Origin of the sequence: Nanhaiella sioensis (genome assembly GCF_046557775.1) — a bacterium.
GTDB classification, from domain to species: Bacteria; Bacillota; Bacilli; order Bacillales; family SM2101; genus Nanhaiella; species Nanhaiella sioensis.
Genome location: NZ_JBKAEG010000001.1, coordinates 2,406,543 through 2,421,620, shown reverse-complemented (window position 1 = coordinate 2,421,620; position 15,078 = coordinate 2,406,543). Strand labels below are relative to the sequence as shown.

General features: G+C 34.9%; 17 protein-coding genes. 1 reads left to right on the top strand and 16 read right to left on the bottom strand.

What is annotated here, in order from left to right; genetic code table 11:
- Positions 1-546: 546 nt before the first annotated feature.
- Both V1503_RS11465 and V1503_RS11460 read right to left on the bottom strand, forming a co-directional pair.
- Positions 547-1,008 carry a VanZ family protein gene (locus V1503_RS11465; RefSeq protein ID WP_410626998.1) on the bottom strand — a complete coding sequence of 154 codons (462 nt, stop codon included), beginning with the start codon at positions 1,006-1,008 and terminating at the stop codon, positions 547-549.
- 36 nt (positions 1,009-1,044) lie between these two features.
- On the bottom strand, positions 1,045-2,211 hold the full coding sequence (locus V1503_RS11460; protein ID WP_410626996.1) for a nucleotide sugar dehydrogenase: 1,167 nt from the start codon (positions 2,209-2,211) through the stop codon (positions 1,045-1,047).
- 942 nt (positions 2,212-3,153) lie between these two features.
- On the opposite strand from V1503_RS11460, the gene V1503_RS11455 reads away from it, so the two are divergent.
- Entirely contained in the window at positions 3,154-3,585 is a 432-nt protein-coding gene (locus V1503_RS11455) for a YwpF-like family protein (RefSeq protein ID WP_214480834.1), read from the top strand.
- Positions 3,586-3,815: 230 nt separating this feature from the next.
- Here V1503_RS11455 and V1503_RS11450 read toward each other — a convergent pair whose 3' ends face one another.
- The 14 genes from V1503_RS11450 to murA all read right to left on the bottom strand — a co-directional run bounded on the left by V1503_RS11450 (position 3,816) and on the right by murA (position 15,052).
- Complete coding sequence (locus V1503_RS11450) at positions 3,816-4,322, bottom strand: hypothetical protein (protein ID WP_410626993.1); 507 nt, start codon at positions 4,320-4,322, stop codon at positions 3,816-3,818.
- Positions 4,323-4,584: 262 nt separating this feature from the next.
- Entirely contained in the window at positions 4,585-4,749 is a 165-nt protein-coding gene (locus V1503_RS11445) for a hypothetical protein (protein ID WP_214480836.1), read from the bottom strand.
- 8 nt (positions 4,750-4,757) lie between these two features.
- Positions 4,758-5,165: a hypothetical protein gene (locus tag V1503_RS11440; protein ID WP_320207445.1), complete on the bottom strand. Its 408-nt coding sequence runs from the start codon at positions 5,163-5,165 to the stop codon at positions 4,758-4,760.
- A 477-nt stretch (positions 5,166-5,642) separates the two neighbouring features.
- The gene (locus V1503_RS11435; protein WP_320257996.1) at positions 5,643-5,843 is read right to left on the bottom strand and encodes a hypothetical protein; all 201 of its coding nucleotides are present in this window, start codon (positions 5,841-5,843) and stop codon (positions 5,643-5,645) included.
- Between the two features lie 366 nt (positions 5,844-6,209).
- Complete coding sequence (gene fabZ / locus V1503_RS11430; RefSeq protein ID WP_214480940.1) at positions 6,210-6,644, bottom strand: 3-hydroxyacyl-ACP dehydratase FabZ; 435 nt, start codon at positions 6,642-6,644, stop codon at positions 6,210-6,212.
- Between the two features lie 18 nt (positions 6,645-6,662).
- Positions 6,663-6,959 carry a DNA-directed RNA polymerase subunit beta gene (locus V1503_RS11425; RefSeq protein WP_410626989.1) on the bottom strand — a complete coding sequence of 99 codons (297 nt, stop codon included), beginning with the start codon at positions 6,957-6,959 and terminating at the stop codon, positions 6,663-6,665.
- Between the two features lie 257 nt (positions 6,960-7,216).
- Entirely contained in the window at positions 7,217-8,065 is an 849-nt protein-coding gene (locus V1503_RS11420) for a flagellar hook-basal body protein (protein ID WP_214480839.1), read from the bottom strand.
- A gap of 72 nt (positions 8,066-8,137) precedes the next feature.
- Positions 8,138-8,977, bottom strand: a complete 840-nt coding sequence (locus V1503_RS11415) for a flagellar hook-basal body protein (RefSeq protein WP_214480840.1) — start codon at positions 8,975-8,977, stop codon at positions 8,138-8,140.
- 187 nt (positions 8,978-9,164) lie between these two features.
- Complete coding sequence (locus V1503_RS11410; protein ID WP_214480841.1) at positions 9,165-10,166, bottom strand: rod shape-determining protein; 1,002 nt, start codon at positions 10,164-10,166, stop codon at positions 9,165-9,167.
- 246 nt (positions 10,167-10,412) lie between these two features.
- On the bottom strand, positions 10,413-10,688 hold the full coding sequence (spoIIID, locus tag V1503_RS11405; protein ID WP_214480842.1) for a sporulation transcriptional regulator SpoIIID: 276 nt from the start codon (positions 10,686-10,688) through the stop codon (positions 10,413-10,415).
- Positions 10,689-11,107: 419 nt separating this feature from the next.
- A complete protein-coding gene (locus tag V1503_RS11400; protein WP_410626985.1) occupies positions 11,108-11,320 on the bottom strand; it encodes a hypothetical protein in 213 nt (70 codons plus the stop codon).
- 98 nt (positions 11,321-11,418) lie between these two features.
- Entirely contained in the window at positions 11,419-12,294 is an 876-nt protein-coding gene (gene spoIIQ, locus V1503_RS11395; protein ID WP_320257993.1) for a stage II sporulation protein SpoIIQ, read from the bottom strand.
- A 206-nt stretch (positions 12,295-12,500) separates the two neighbouring features.
- On the bottom strand, positions 12,501-13,526 hold the full coding sequence (spoIID, locus tag V1503_RS11390; protein ID WP_410626982.1) for a stage II sporulation protein D: 1,026 nt from the start codon (positions 13,524-13,526) through the stop codon (positions 12,501-12,503).
- Positions 13,527-13,741: 215 nt separating this feature from the next.
- Complete coding sequence (murA, locus tag V1503_RS11385) at positions 13,742-15,052, bottom strand: UDP-N-acetylglucosamine 1-carboxyvinyltransferase (protein ID WP_410626979.1); 1,311 nt, start codon at positions 15,050-15,052, stop codon at positions 13,742-13,744.
- Between the last annotated feature and the right edge of the window lie 26 nt (positions 15,053-15,078).

The following is a 15,078-nucleotide window of genomic DNA, read 5'->3' as shown; positions in this document are numbered from 1 at the left end:
TTCATATGAATTGCAGCTAATTAACAATTTTCCTTGTGTTACGTTTCGATATGAATCTACGAATCAATACTTTCAAGTTACCTAACTCGCTTTCCATGTTATGTACGTATGACTACTTCTGTTGTCTAGCATAATATTCTCACTCACACTACCTTTCAATAATTTATAGATAAACAATACTATGCGTCTTCATTTACCAATATGTCATTTTTTGCTAATCAAATAATCCAAAAAGTGCTTTTCATAAAACTTAATAATATTTCATAAAATTCAAATAATTTAAATGGATTTTATATCAATATCAATAACTTATGAATAATATGCACGAACGCTAGTTATATTCGTCTTTATTTCTTAGTGTGAAGATAACGCATAATGAGAGACCTTTTTAATGTTATTCAAGTATATAAAAGAGAGGGGCATGCCTTGCTAGCGACATCAAGAGGTAAACGTGATGGAGTTTGACTTAGATGTAACTGAAACTTCTTAGCTATTAAAAAAACCTCTCAATCCACAGCAAACGTAGATTAAGAGGTTTCATATTTATTATTTCATCTGAAAAATTTTCGGCAGAAAGGTCATACTAATACCAACGATAGCACCAGCACTATCGATGATAACGTCCCTCATTTGAGCACCTCTGCCAGACACAAATAGCTGATGAAATTCGTCCGATATTGCAAATAACACACAAATCATTAGAGCAACACCAAAGGATTTCAAACTAGACCATCCACTGTTCCTCAATGCCAATACAACTAGCATTCCTAATACTAAGTAAGCAATAAAGTGCGCATTTTTCCTTACTAAACGATTCATTTTATGTAAATTAAATTCAGATTGAGGTGAGACCTTTTCTGCTGATTCTATTATAACTTGTGTGATGTTTTTACTTAGATGATCAGATTGCTCCTCCACTTGTGAGGATAAATAAAAAATAAGTATCATCCATGTAATGACAGTAATCCATAAAATGATGTAACACGGCTTTTTTCGGCCACTCACCATGTAAGCTCTACCCTTTCAGTTTACTTCTTATTCTACCTAGTCTGTATTATACAAATCCCTCGTGTATACTTTCTCTTTAACATCTTCAATTTCGTCACTTAGCCTATTTGAAACAATGACATCTGATAACATTTTAAACTGAGACAAATCCTTAATAACTTTTGAGTGAAAGAAAAGTTCATCGTTTAAGGCTGGCTCGTACACTACAACCTCAATTCCTTTGGCTTTAATTCTTTTCATAATTCCTTGAATCGATGAATCTCTAAAATTATCTGAGTTTGTTTTCATTGTCAGCCTATATATTCCTACAACTTGAGGTTTTTGTGCTAAAATTTGATCGGCTATATGATCTTTTCGCGTTCGATTTGAATCTACAATGGCACCAATGATATGGTTAGGTACATCCTCGTAATTCGCTAATAGTTGCTTCGTATCCTTCGGCAAGCAATATCCACCATACCCAAAAGAAGGATTATTATAATGATTGCCGATTCTAGGATCAAGCCCTACACCATCAATAATTTCTTTTGTATTTAGTCCTCTGATTTCAGCATAGGTATCTAGTTCGTTAAAATAGGCAACTCTCATCGCTAAATAGGTATTTGAAAAAAGCTTTACTGCCTCAGCTTCAGCAGCGTTTGTATATAAAATAGGGATGTCCTTTTTAACAGCTCCTTCTGCTAATAAGCTTGCAAACCTTTCTGCTCTTTCAGATTTTTCTCCAACGATTATTCTTGAAGGATATAAATTATCATGAAGAGCTTTACCCTCTCTTAAAAACTCTGGTGAGAAGATGATATTATCGGTCTCAAACATTTCCTTCACCCTGGTAGTATATCCTACAGGAACAGTTGATTTTAAAATCATTGTAGCCTTAGGGTTAACTGCAAGGACATTCGCTATAACTGCTTCAACTGTTCTGGTATTAAAATAATTCTTGTCAGGATCATAGTTCGTAGGTGTAGAAATAATAACATAGTCAGCATGCTCATAAGCTTTATATACATCTGTTGTTGCTGATAAATTCAACTCCCTAGTTGTTAGAAATTCTTCAATCTCTGTATCTACAATAGGAGATTGTCTATTGTTAATCAAATCTACCTTCTCCTGATGAATATCTATCGCTATTACTTCATTATGTTGCGCTAATAGTATCGCATTTGATAAACCTACATAACCAGCTCCCGCTACTGTTATTTTCATTATTCAAGAATCGCCTCCTCAATCTACTAACTTAAATTCAAGCTGTATACTTTTTATTTAAAATAATAACCTTCTTCATAAACTATGATTTTTTGTTGCTTATTATACCCATTTTTTCTTCTTACTAAAACGTTAAACGCATTCATACTATTTTAATTTATACATATAAACAACATAAAAGAGGGATAATAGATTCAGTGATTGGCCTAATTATATTGTAGTGCAATGAATGATACGAGTTAACAGAAGAAATGATGGAACGTTTAGCTAGAAAATGTGCAAAAGCTATGATGGTGCTGGAAATGAGCTTAATTGACACATTCTACAAAGCAACATACTCTTTCTTTGACTGTGGATGAATGTAACAGCTTCACTAGCATAGATGAATCCTTACCCATTCACATCCCTAGCTGAAGATCTCAACGACCAAAACTAGGCGTTATTCTTTCATAGCTATAAGTTGCTTTTAGTCATAAGAGATAAATACGAAAAACAACTAAGTTCTGGGAACCTTTTCTTCTCTAGCAATTATAAAAATCATATAGTACACACCAGTTTCTCAAATGTAAGTGAAAGTAAGCAGCAAAGTTTCCGAAAAAAAACTAGATTTAAGAAATCTTCACTTCAATGTTGGATAAAATTAGCCAAAAGCGCAACCTGTGAGGATATAAGCTTAAGTAAGCACATGATTTTGGGACTTATTATTTCAATGGGGCGCAATATGTTTATGAAAGGACCGACTCGTTTGAATAAATCATCCATAATCTACTTTCCACGTATCTCATATTATCTGGATGAAGTCATTTACAAAACGAAAAGCCACTCCATTGAAAACACGCATTAACGAAAGTTTGTCATTATTTCTTTTAAAAATATCCCTCATTGATTATGATATACTGTAAGAAATGAAGTTGTTTCTTATTAAATGAGGGAGGTGTATACATGAAAACCTTCAGATTAGTTGCCCTCACTATATTAAATGATGACGAAATACAGGTTAGTAAGCAAGGCATCTCATTACTTGATGGGTTAATCATTAATAAAGAGGACGGCGAAAACAGGTGGTTACTTGATATTTTAATTGCCCAAGACTATTTACACCTATTCAATGAACTACATAAACAGAGTCAAATAAAGAGCATTCCGATTCAAACAGTCATCTCCAAAGAAGACAATGATCCAGCAACAATGTCTGTAAAAGTAAAGAAGATTACAACCATGGGGGATAGTGTGAGCGTTTTAATGGATGGCGTCTTAATCAATCGAAGAACGAAACGTGCCGAAATATTATTAACTGACTTACTCCAAAGAGGTTTACAAGGTGAACAGCTATTACAAGAATTTAAACAACAGCTTAATAACAATAGTCGTTAAGTGGTGAAACGTGCATGTATGCTATCTATCACTTTGTTACAACTTACCATACAACAATGCGTCTCATGCATGGTGGCATACACGCTAACCATAATAATATTAATTTGAGGTATTCCTAGGGTCTGACCTTACACTATATATTCTACATTTACCGTGAATGGAATCAATTTTTCAAAGTTGTAAGATTGACCCTTTTTCATATTTCGGCTCTATCACATCGTTGCGGCCTACTATTTATTCTTTCTATCATTCGGAAAAAGTATAAATGAAAAAACATTCCCCTTCATAACACTAAATCGTTTTAATACCCTTTGAATTGAGACTTCCATAAAACTATCTTCTACATGCAATGGTTGTAAGATATACTCTTTCATTCGTTTATTCCACTTATAGGTTAATAAGCGTATTTTATGATGTTCCAGGAAAATCGATGCAACTACAAATTGTTTTTTATCATTAGATAAAAAGTCTAGTTCAATGATGGAATTAGTTTTACAATAAAAAGCAGTGGAATGCGAGTGTGGTTTTGGTAAAGCAGATAAAGGTATTTGCACGTCATCGAAGTGATAAATAATTTGGTTAGTAATGACATCATCCAAATTCTTTAAATGTGTATTTTTATGATTATACATCGCTGGATCTTCATTAATGAGAATTTTGTAGAATGAACCATTTTCCTCTGTGTCGCTCCGCACTTCTGATACCGACACCTTTGTAAGGTAAAAGTAAATACTCACATAAAAACCCCCTAAAAAAAGATAATATATATTATATAGTATAATTATCTCAAATTTATGAAAAGATAGAATTTTTATCTAAATATTACTACTTTTAATCCTACCTACTATACTACCTTCTTTAAGTCTGTTCTTATAGAGTATGAATTTAATAATGAAATAGTTTTATAAGAGGGATGCTGGATTAAGTGTGGGGTAGTACCTATTGAATAAGGACAGTCCATATAGGGGTATGGTACCTGTCCATCGATACTTTATATTGTTAATGGTATAATTTAAAGTCTTTATCCTGTGTCATATCATCAAGCTCATCAGTTCGTTCTTCTGCCGCATTAAGCTTATCCTGTGCTTGCTTCCCAATTTTTGTGAGATCATCAAGACTATATGCCTGTTCAGGTAATTCTTCTTCAAATGCCTGAAAATACAAGATTTCAGTTAATTTTTGTCGTTGCTGTTTTTTTTTACAGCCTTTGTTAATTGGTCAATATGGTATTTCGCTTCTGATTTACACGCATAATCAATATCTTCTATTTGCAGTTCATTAACTAGAGATTCGATTTGTTGTATTTGATCGTTTGTTGGTTGTTCTGATAAAAGCTTCTCAATTGTTTCATTAATTTTATCAGCGAGCTGTTCATGAAATAAAGGATTTTCTTTAATTTCATCTTCTATTTTATCAAACCATGATGCATTTTTGTCTGCATAGTGTCTCCAATGCTGAATAAAATCATTGGTATCATATTTTTCTTCATTCCACTCAATTTTGTTCATATACTGTTCGAATGCTGCAGATATTGAGCGAGAAATACTAATTTTTATACCGTGTGGAAGATTTTTGAACATTTACTATCCGTACCTCCAAAATTAATCTGACTAATTATTAATAATACCATATAGTTATTCAAAATGACAAATATTGAGGAAATTTGTTACATTGTGAAGAAGTATTTCGAAGAATAGAATTTGGAGAATGATTTTACTCAAAAAGGCTGTTTTCTTTTCTATTGTTATCTAAATTAGTACCATTCATCGTTGGACAAAAGAAAAGATGCAACGAACGCTAGTTATATGCTTATTTACTTCTTAATACGAAAAACAACGATCAAAGCGAAAACAGCTTTCGTAAACTTTGTTGCTATTGAGACTAATTTTCTGACAGCAATAAAAATTTATTTGCCATTGACCTCATGTCAAATGAGAAAGGTGCCACGAACGCTTACTTATAAGTATTTATTTCTTAGTATGAAAAGCAACAATCAATTCGAAAACAGTCTAACTAAAATGAGCCCACAAAAGTGGGCATTAAAAGTAATACGTATATTATCCCTCTTGATTTTCTTCCTCTTCTTCCATCATATCTTCCTCATAAGTATTATTATTTAAATCTTCTTCAGGCATTTCTTCTTCCATCGGTGTTTCAGTCTCAGGTGGTGGAGGGTTTTCCGGATTTGTATTACAACCCGTAAATAGTAACGCAAATAATAATGAATTCATTAATGTTAATGACCATTTTTTGTTCATGAAAATCACTCCTTATTAATCCTTTCTTAGACATCCAAAGGTTTGTCTTTGAATATGTTTCCCAAAATCGATTAAAATTCTTCATTAAAATATTGTTATTTTTAGGTAATTCCATATTCATTTGTATCTTCATTGCATTATTAACGACATTCGTATAAGAGTTGGTTTAGCAAGATCCTAAAAAACTTACCATACCAAGGGCTCTTCTCATAACCCAAGCAGATAAAAGGGTTAAGATGCCGCGGTAGCTATTGTATACGTGTATATTTATTCGTACGAAAAATAAGGTTTGCCTAAAAAGCCAAAAAAAAAAAGACTACCACTAGGGTAATCGTGTTATTACAACATTCTTTTTAAAGAATATATTTACTCGGTTTTCTCACCAAGAGCAAACATAATTTCTGCTTCACATGCAACTTCTCCATCAACTGTAGCTACAGCCTTTCCCTTCCCTATGGAACCTCGCACACGAATCATTTCTACCTCTAGACGCAATTGATCTCCAGGCTTCACTTGTTTTTTAAATCTACAATTATTAATCCCACCAAAAAACGCTAACCTGCCTCGATTTTCTTCTTTTTTTAGCATAGCTACTGCACCGACCTGTGCAAGTGCTTCTACAATTAAAACACCAGGCATAACCGGAAAATCAGGAAAATGTCCATTAAAAAATTCTTCATTTGCTGTGACATTCTTTATACCTACAGCTCGTTTGCCTTCTTCTATTTCTAGGATCTTATCAACTAATAAGAATGGATAACGATGGGGTATAATATCTTTAATTGCTGTTACATCTAACATCATTCGGTAATCTCCTTCTTACTTTGTATCTTTTTCAACTAAATTAAAAATGTGCTGCCACGTAGATTTTTTCAATGCATCAGATGGGTCTCCATTTCCAATGACACCATAACCAACAATGGCACCTAATAACAGACTGAGAACAAGTAGCACAGCAACAATCATTAATTTTAACCAAATGGGAATTAAGCGAACACGAGCTTTCAGTTTTCTTTTACTCGTATGCTCTTCCCCTTGTTGTTGTTGGTGTTGGTGTCGTTCTTGTCTCAATTGAGATCGCGTCTTTGTTTCAGACTGATTTGCATTCGTTGTCAATGATCTTTGCTCCTTTAGAATATTGATGCGTGTTCAAAAAGGAAGGGGGAATAATATCAAAACTGCATAACATGCTAAATAAACATCATTGTTACCTTGTTCATTGGAAATTACTCCATAGAATAAATCATAAAGCAATGTCTAGCATAGATTTATATTTCTACCTCCTGCTGAAACATTCTGTAATATTCACAGGACTAGTGTACCTTATTCAAAATTATTTAGCCGTATTCCCCTGGTTTTTTGAACAATCTTTATTATCGAATTCCATTTACGAGGCCCATCATTTGATCAGCGATAGAAATCGATTTTGCATTAAATTGATACGTCCTTTGCGTTGCAAGCATTTCCGTCATTTCAGTTGATACGTCAACGTTGGACTGTTCTAATGTACCATTTTGTAGTCTAATTTGTTGCTGAAGATCGTCAGTTAATAATGTTAAAACTTCTTCTTCATCTAAGTTAAGCTGTTCTAGATTCGGTAATCCAAGTAAATTTCCACCGACAGACTGTAGTAGTTGTGGTCGATGTATTTTAACAATAGAAAGGTTATTGCCTTCTACTTTTTCCCCATCACTATTTATTAAGTTTATTGTACCATTTTCATCGATTGATATGTCTTGGTAATCATTTTCAATATTAATCGTGTTACCAGAGTTATCAAGCACAGGATATCCGTCACTCGTTACTAGTATCAATTCATCAGATCCTTCTTCAAGAGGTGAAAGATAGAGTGCACCATTTCTTGTATAATGAACAGCTTGCTCGCCATTATTTTCTACAGCTACACGAAGAAATTGTCCTTCCTCAGTAAAAGCAATATCAAGCGGGCGGTTTGTTTCTTTTAGACTTCCTTGAGCTATGATCATATTCGTTTGACCTAATTTCGATCCAGTCCCTATCCTAATACCATTAGGAGTTAAACGACCAACCTCTTGTTCCTCTCTTGGTTGATTATTATAATTCTGATACAACAGCTCGGTAAAGCTTGCTTGACGACGTTTATAGCCGACTGTATCTACATTGGCAAGATTATTCCCAATTGTGTCAAGTTTGTGTTGTAACTGACTCATCGTATTTGCTGCTGTCAAAATTGACCTATTCATTACATATTCCCTCCCAATAATCAGTAATAATAAGAGTGTATGCTCAATTGAATTACCGGTCTTAATTTATTTCTATCGTAGCCTTCCAATTTCATTTACTGCTTTATCCATACTTTTATCATATGCTTGTAATATTTTTTGATTTGCTTCAAACGCACGGTAGGAAGTCATTAATTCTGTCATTGTTTGTGCTGTGTCAACATTTGACCCTTCTATAAAACCCTGCTCAATATTAAATACAATATCTTCGTTTGTATTCACATTTGGCAAAGGCTGGTTATCTTCTGTTCTTAGCATCCCGGTCTCATCTTTAATAAGGCTATTCGTGTCAGCTGCATAAGCGATATTTATTCGAGCAATAGCCTCATTGTTTTCTAACACTGTTCCATCGCTGCTAACTGTAAATTGACCACTGCCCACATTTATCGGTGCGTTATCTTCATCAAGGACATAATAACCACTACTAGTTGTTAAATTCCCTTGTCCATCTATCGTAAAATTACCATTCCTAGTGTACAAAGTGTCACCATTTGCGCTTTGTACTGTAAAAAATAGTCCACCTTGATTATTTGTATTTTCATTAGTTGGTACAAATACATCAAGTAACGCTAAGTCAGTATGTAATCCCGTTTCTCTCAAGTCACCTTGAGTGAAGTTTGGTCTAGTTTCCTGTAAATATACACCTGTATTAAGTTCACCAATTGGTTTTGCAAAAGGAAGGTTCTTCAACTCTTGTCCTGGAATAGAATTCGTACCTAGTTGCTGCAATAGCATTTCTGGAAATGCTCGTAAGGACCCTTGTTCTGCTTTATAACCTGGTGTATTTGCATTTGCCATATTATTTGTTAACATATCCGCTTTTCTCTGCTGTGATATCATCCCTGATGCTGCTGTGTAAAATCCACGTAACATTGTTATCACCTCATCCTTAAATCTATATACCTGTTATCCATGCGCTGCTCTTTTCGTAAATTTTGCTACTACTAAACACAACAAGTGATTTATGCGTTTGTCATCGTATGATATAAAAAAAGATGCCATGAATTCTATTTGTGAACTTGTTTAATTTTTTGTGCGTAAAACAACAATTAGTAGCAGCTTAGCCATAATTACGTACTGGAAGCTTGTCCAAATTCTCAAGCATAATACCAGTACCAATTGCCACACATTCCATTGGATTTTCTGCAATAAGTACGGGAACCCTCAGCTCATCAGACAATAGCTGATCGATTCCATGTAATAAGGCTCCTCCGCCAGTTAAAATGACTCCGCGATCAATGATATCTGCAGATAATTCTGGTGGTGTTCGTTCTAGTACGCTTTTTGAAGCTTGGACGATAAGTGCTACAGATTCATGCAATGCCTTTTCAATTTCTTCTGATCTGACCGTAATTGTTCGAGGTAATCCAGATACCATATCACGTCCACGAATATCTATTTCCTCATTACGTGCCCCAGGAAATACGGTTGCTACTTGAATCTTAATGTCCTCTGCTGTACGCTCACCAATTAATAACTTATATTCTCGTTTTATGTATTGAAGAATTTCCATATCAAGCTTGTCCCCTGCCATTTTTAACGAAGAAGATGTAACGATATCTCCCATTGATAAAACAGCAACATCAGTCGTACCACCACCAATATCAACGACCATATTTCCACTCGGTTGAAAGATATCCATACCAGCACCAATTGCTGCTATTTTCGGCTCTTCCTCTAAAATAACTTTTTTTCCGCCGCTTTTCATCGCCGCTTCTCTTATCGCCTTTTGCTCGACCGATGTAATATTCGTCGGACAGCATATAAGTATGCGTGGCTTAGAAAGAAAACCTTTTACATCTAGTTTATTAATAAAATGCTTAAGCATTGCTTCGGTGATTTCAAAATTCGCAATGACTCCATCTTTTAGTGGGCGAATGGCTGAAATATTTCCAGGTGTTCGACCAACCATACGTCTTGCTTCTTCACCAACTGCTAACACTTTTTCTAATTGACGGTCAATGGCAACAACGGATGGTTCGTTCAAAACAATTCCTTTTCCTTTTACGTGAATGAGCACATTCGCTGTACCTAAGTCAATTCCGATATCTCTAGCAAACATTATTATAAGCCTCCTTGCAAAATTCCCGATACTTTCTCTAATTTTATATTTTATCACAAATTTACGCCTAGAAGGCAATGATGTAAAAAAATAGTCGAATTTTAAGAGCTAGATCAAATATATGAAAAGAGGATGCCTCAATTGAGTGTGATTTCATATTATATTCAGGATTTATTAATCATTGTTATTTAACATATAGGCTATAAAACCGGGCTCTACCCAATTCATGATTCATCCTCTTTCTTTTTATCGGACAGTCTCTTCTTCTCGTTCACCCTCTTTCTTATATTTTAATTTTGTTGCTTCTCCACCGCGTAGATGACGTATTGATTTATGGTAATCTAATATTTCCTTCACTTCATTTGCAAGTTCTGCATTAATCTCAGGTAATCTTTCTGTTAAATCCTTATGAACAGTACTTTTGGAAACGCCAAATTCTTTCGCTATTACACGAACGGTTTTTCTCGTCTCCACGATATACTTACCAATCTTGATAGTACGCTCTTTGATGTAATCGTGCACACCACTCGCCCTCCCTAAATTGGATGTGAGAAGTGTCAAAGGAGACTCGTTTTCTTTCCAACGATTAAAATGCTCTATTTTGTTACGGCAGTAATAAGTTGTTGTATAAATGAAATAAATTATATCGTTATCATAAAACCCAAGCCCCTCACCTCAAACACTCTCTTTTATCAGGTTTGTAACATTTTATTAGCTTGGATGATTATATATTCCATAAAAGTCAAGAGGGACAAGGGATTTGTTAATTTTTTGTTTAAATTACAACCATGATCCTTTTTGAAACTAAATTTCCGACAAAAGATCCGCTATCCTGCAAACAGGAAATAACTTATTTGACGATGTAAACAAATGTATTTTTGTATGTTCATACAAGATTATTTTCCATAAAGGTATAAATTGTTACAAAGCAATGGATGTCTTCACATTGATTGTTTTTTTGCACATAGATATAAACACGAAACACCTAACGTTCGAGGAATTTTTTTGTTAGGTTGTTTTCGTGTTAATTGTTGCATTTTGTAATTAGAGCTAAATAAGAATATAGCTATCGTTCGAGGCATCTTTTCTTCTGTACAACGACTAACAATAGCAACAAAGTTACGAAAGGAGCTTTTAGCTAAAATAATGGTCACCTAAAACCACCAGTAAATTGACAACAAACAAAAAGCCACTCTCTAATGAGAATGGTCATAATTGTATCAAGCTATTCACTTTATACTAAAGCAGATAATTATGAATCTTTATCTTCTTTTTCATCTCCTGGCTTTTCTTCTTCAGCAGGAGCTTCCTCTTCTTTTTCTTTTTCTTCAGCTGGTGCTTCCTCTTCTTCTTCCTCTACTTCTTCTTCAGCTTCTTTCTGCTCTTCTTCAGGCAATGTTTCTTCTTTCTTTCCTTCAGAAGCCTCTAGATCCATATTTTCATCTTCATCTAACAAAGAAGTGATAGGACTTCCAAATAAATTAATTGGATTGATCGCTTCGTCATTTTTACGTATTTCAAAATGCACGTGATTTTCTGCCTCACTATTTAAGAGACTTCTACCAGACTGTGCAATAACTTGCCCTTGTTCCACCATATCATTTTCTTGGACTTGGATATCAGCAAGTGATTGATATACAGTTACGATCCCATTTCCATGATCAATCTCTACAACATTCCCAAGGGTTGAATCAACGCTCGTTCTTGTAACAGTTCCACTAGCAGAAGCAACTACATCAAAGACACTATTATCCTTCGTTACAATATCAATACCTTTGTTTGGAATATATTGATTGTCGTAGTACAACAGAGCTGCTTCTTGATCTGCGTCAGATGCATCGGCATCATAAAATTGCTTTTGAATTTCCATTTCTTCAACATTTGTCACTGGATACATAAAACTTTCAAGCGATTGTGTTACTGGTACAGAATCATCATCCACAAAGTAATCGGATTGCAATGATACATTATCAAGATCATATTGATCAGAATCTGCAACATTTTTGCTGTTTTGATACCAAAGGATAGCTGTTAGAATGATTGCTGCACTAGCAATATAAATTGCTGGAAGAACCCAACGACGTTTAAAAAATCGTTTCATTTTTGAGAATTTCTTTTCTTCTCTCATGAATTCATCACCTCAGCAACCATTTTGAACACATTTTCATATTTTTATACAATCTTTTTATATTTTTTTGATTTAATATCCCCATCATGTGAAAAATTATCCATAATAATTAAAAAAAGCCCTAAATTGGGCTAATTTTTTTGCTTATTACAATGGAAGAGAGCTTTCTTAACTGATTTTTATTAATTTTACACAGGATCGAATAATTAATTTTTCACGATAAAGTTCGTTAAATAAGGAGTTGCATCACTAATTTGCGCTCCTTTGTAGTAGTGTGTAAGAATTTCTTGATATGTTTTTCCTTCTTCAGCCATTCCGTTTGCGCCATACTGACTCATACCAACACCATGCCCATAACCTTTTGTTGAGATGACAATTTGATCATTTTTACGTACCCATGTAAAATCTGATGAAGATAACCCTAATTGATCACGAACCTCTCTCCCTTTAAAGGTTTTACCGCTTATTTCTACAGTGTCAACACGTTTACCAGGTGTTCTTGCAATAATTTTTCCTACTGTACCATCGCTCGGTAATTTTATGTTAAGTTTCTGTTCAAACTCAGCCACCGTCATCGTTACTTGATTATGAAATTTTGGGGAAGTCTCATCCCAAGGACTTGCTACACTTGTTAAATAGGGGAATGGATTTTCCCAATAATCCTCCGAGTTTTCTGTATAACCATTACTCGTTGAGAAAAAGGATGCTTCTATTGGGGTACTATCATAAGTTAATATTTGACCGGCAGTTGAACGTACTGCCTCTTGAAATTTTTCCATCTTCCGTTCATAATCAATCCCCCACAATTCCTTCAACTCATCTTTGTTTTTATATACTTGATGAAGTACCATATCTGTAACATCGGCACCCTCTGGTACGCCGACTGCTTGCCCACCTATCATCTTTTTAACAATATAAGTTCTGGCACTTAAACTTTGTGCTTTTAATGCCTCTAGCTCAAAATCTGCAGGCATTTCTGATGCTAGGACTCCAACGACATATTCTTCAAGAGGGACATGCTCGATCGTTTTAGCTTGACTACGATAGACAGCCACTTCCACTTCGGAATTTAATGTGTTCGTAGTTAAGGTGGGAGAAGGTTCCGACTTCGATTCTTCAATGAGTTTTCCACCTTCCTTGGCTGAGAAAGGGAAAACTAACAATGAGGGGATTACAATAATCATGGCAAATAGTACAGAAATTAGTATAACGAGTGGTTTTACTTGTTTCATCGCTTCAAGCCTCCAAAAAGATTTTTTGTGTAGTCCTAAGATCTTTGAAACCACACTTCTATATATGCTTATGGAGGTGGACAACCTTTTATGATAAGAAAACCTAGTACTTTATATCCCAAAAATACAAAAGCAACCTCAACGGTTGCTTTTTTTTCAAAATTATTTAATTATATACTTATTGTTACATTCATAGCCGTTGAAAGGATGGTCCTTTAAGCATTCACATCTGTTACATGCTGATCAAAAGGTATTAATTGATCTCTTTGAACCGCTACACGTTCAATATCAGCTCCAAGGCCTGTTAATTTCTCATGAAAGCTCACATATCCACGATCCAAGTGCTTTAGCTCAGTAACCCTTGTATGCCCTTTAGCAGCTAACCCAGCTAAAATAAGAGCTGCTGCTGCACGGAGATCTGTAGCAGCTACTTCTGCACCTTGTAAATCAGAACGACCGTTAATAATGACTGAACGTCCTTCAATCTTAATATTACCATTCATTCGACGAAATTCTTCAACGTGCATAAAACGGTTTTCAAAAACAGTTTCAGTGATCATGCTAGTGCCTTCTGCACATAACAGTAATGACATCATCTGTGACTGCATATCTGTTGGAAATCCAGGATGAGGCATCGTTTTTAGATCTACAGCTTTTAACTTTTGAGGACCAATTACTCGTATGCCATCATGCTCCTCAGTAATCGTTACGCCCATTTCTTCCATCTTTGCTATTAATGAGCTTAAATGTTCCGGTACTGCTCCTTGTACGTATACATCACCGCCAGTAATTGCAGCTGCTACCATAAAAGTACCCGCTTCAATTCTATCTGGAATCACTTGATGTGTTGTTCCATATAAGGTTTTTACACCTTCGATACGTATCGTACCAGTTCCAGCACCACGCACTTTTGCACCCATTTTATTTAAAAAGTTTGCTAAATCAACAATTTCTGGTTCTTTTGCACAATTCTCGATAATCGTTGTTCCTTCAGCTAACGTAGCTGCCATCAAAATATTTTCAGTAGCACCTACACTAGGGAAATCTAGGTATATTTTTGCACCTTGTAGTTTTCCATCTACCTTTGCATCAATATATCCATTACCAACTTTTACAGTTGCTCCCATCGCTTCGAAGCCTTTTAAATGTTGATCAATTGGTCTTGAGCCAATTGCACATCCACCTGGTAAAGCAATTTTTGCTTGACCATTCCTCGCTAATAACGATCCCATTACTAATACAGAAGCCCTCATCTTTCGAACATATTCAAACGGTGCTTCTATCGTTAACTCTCTAGATGCATCAACTATAATTTGATTATTGTTAAATGTTACGTCAGCATTTAAATAACGTAACACTTCATTTACCGTGTATACATCGGAGAGCTCAGGTACATCACTTATTATACTTTTTCCTTCACTCGCTAATAAAGATGCAGCGATTACAGGTAAAACGGCATTTTTTGCACCTTCTACTTTAACCGTACCACTTAACCTTCTTCCGCCACGGACGATGATTTTTTCCAAGGTATATTCCCCTCCGCGTCCATTTT

Bases quoted from the DNA above. Each gene is read 5' to 3' on its own strand.
- V1503_RS11460 (WP_410626996.1), bottom strand. From the start codon at position 2,211: ATGAAAATAACAGTAGCGGGAGCTGGTTATGTAGGTTTATCAAATGCG.
- V1503_RS11435 (WP_320257996.1), bottom strand. From the start codon at position 5,843: ATGAACAAAAAATGGTCATTAACATTAATGAATTCATTATTATTTGCG.
- spoIIQ (WP_320257993.1), bottom strand. From the start codon at position 12,294: ATGAGAGAAGAAAAGAAATTCTCAAAAATGAAACGATTTTTTAAACGT.
- spoIID (WP_410626982.1), bottom strand. From the start codon at position 13,526: ATGAAACAAGTAAAACCACTCGTTATACTAATTTCTGTACTATTTGCC.
- V1503_RS11415 (WP_214480840.1), bottom strand. From the start codon at position 8,977: ATGTTACGTGGATTTTACACAGCAGCATCAGGGATGATATCACAGCAG.
- V1503_RS11420 (WP_214480839.1), bottom strand. From the start codon at position 8,065: ATGAATAGGTCAATTTTGACAGCAGCAAATACGATGAGTCAGTTACAA.
- fabZ (WP_214480940.1), bottom strand. From the start codon at position 6,644: ATGTTAGATGTAACAGCAATTAAAGATATTATACCCCATCGTTATCCA.
- V1503_RS11410 (WP_214480841.1), bottom strand. From the start codon at position 10,166: ATGTTTGCTAGAGATATCGGAATTGACTTAGGTACAGCGAATGTGCTC.
- V1503_RS11455 (WP_214480834.1), top strand. From the start codon at position 3,154: ATGAAAACCTTCAGATTAGTTGCCCTCACTATATTAAATGATGACGAA.
- V1503_RS11440 (WP_320207445.1), bottom strand. From the start codon at position 5,165: ATGTTCAAAAATCTTCCACACGGTATAAAAATTAGTATTTCTCGCTCA.
- V1503_RS11465 (WP_410626998.1), bottom strand. From the start codon at position 1,008: ATGGTGAGTGGCCGAAAAAAGCCGTGTTACATCATTTTATGGATTACT.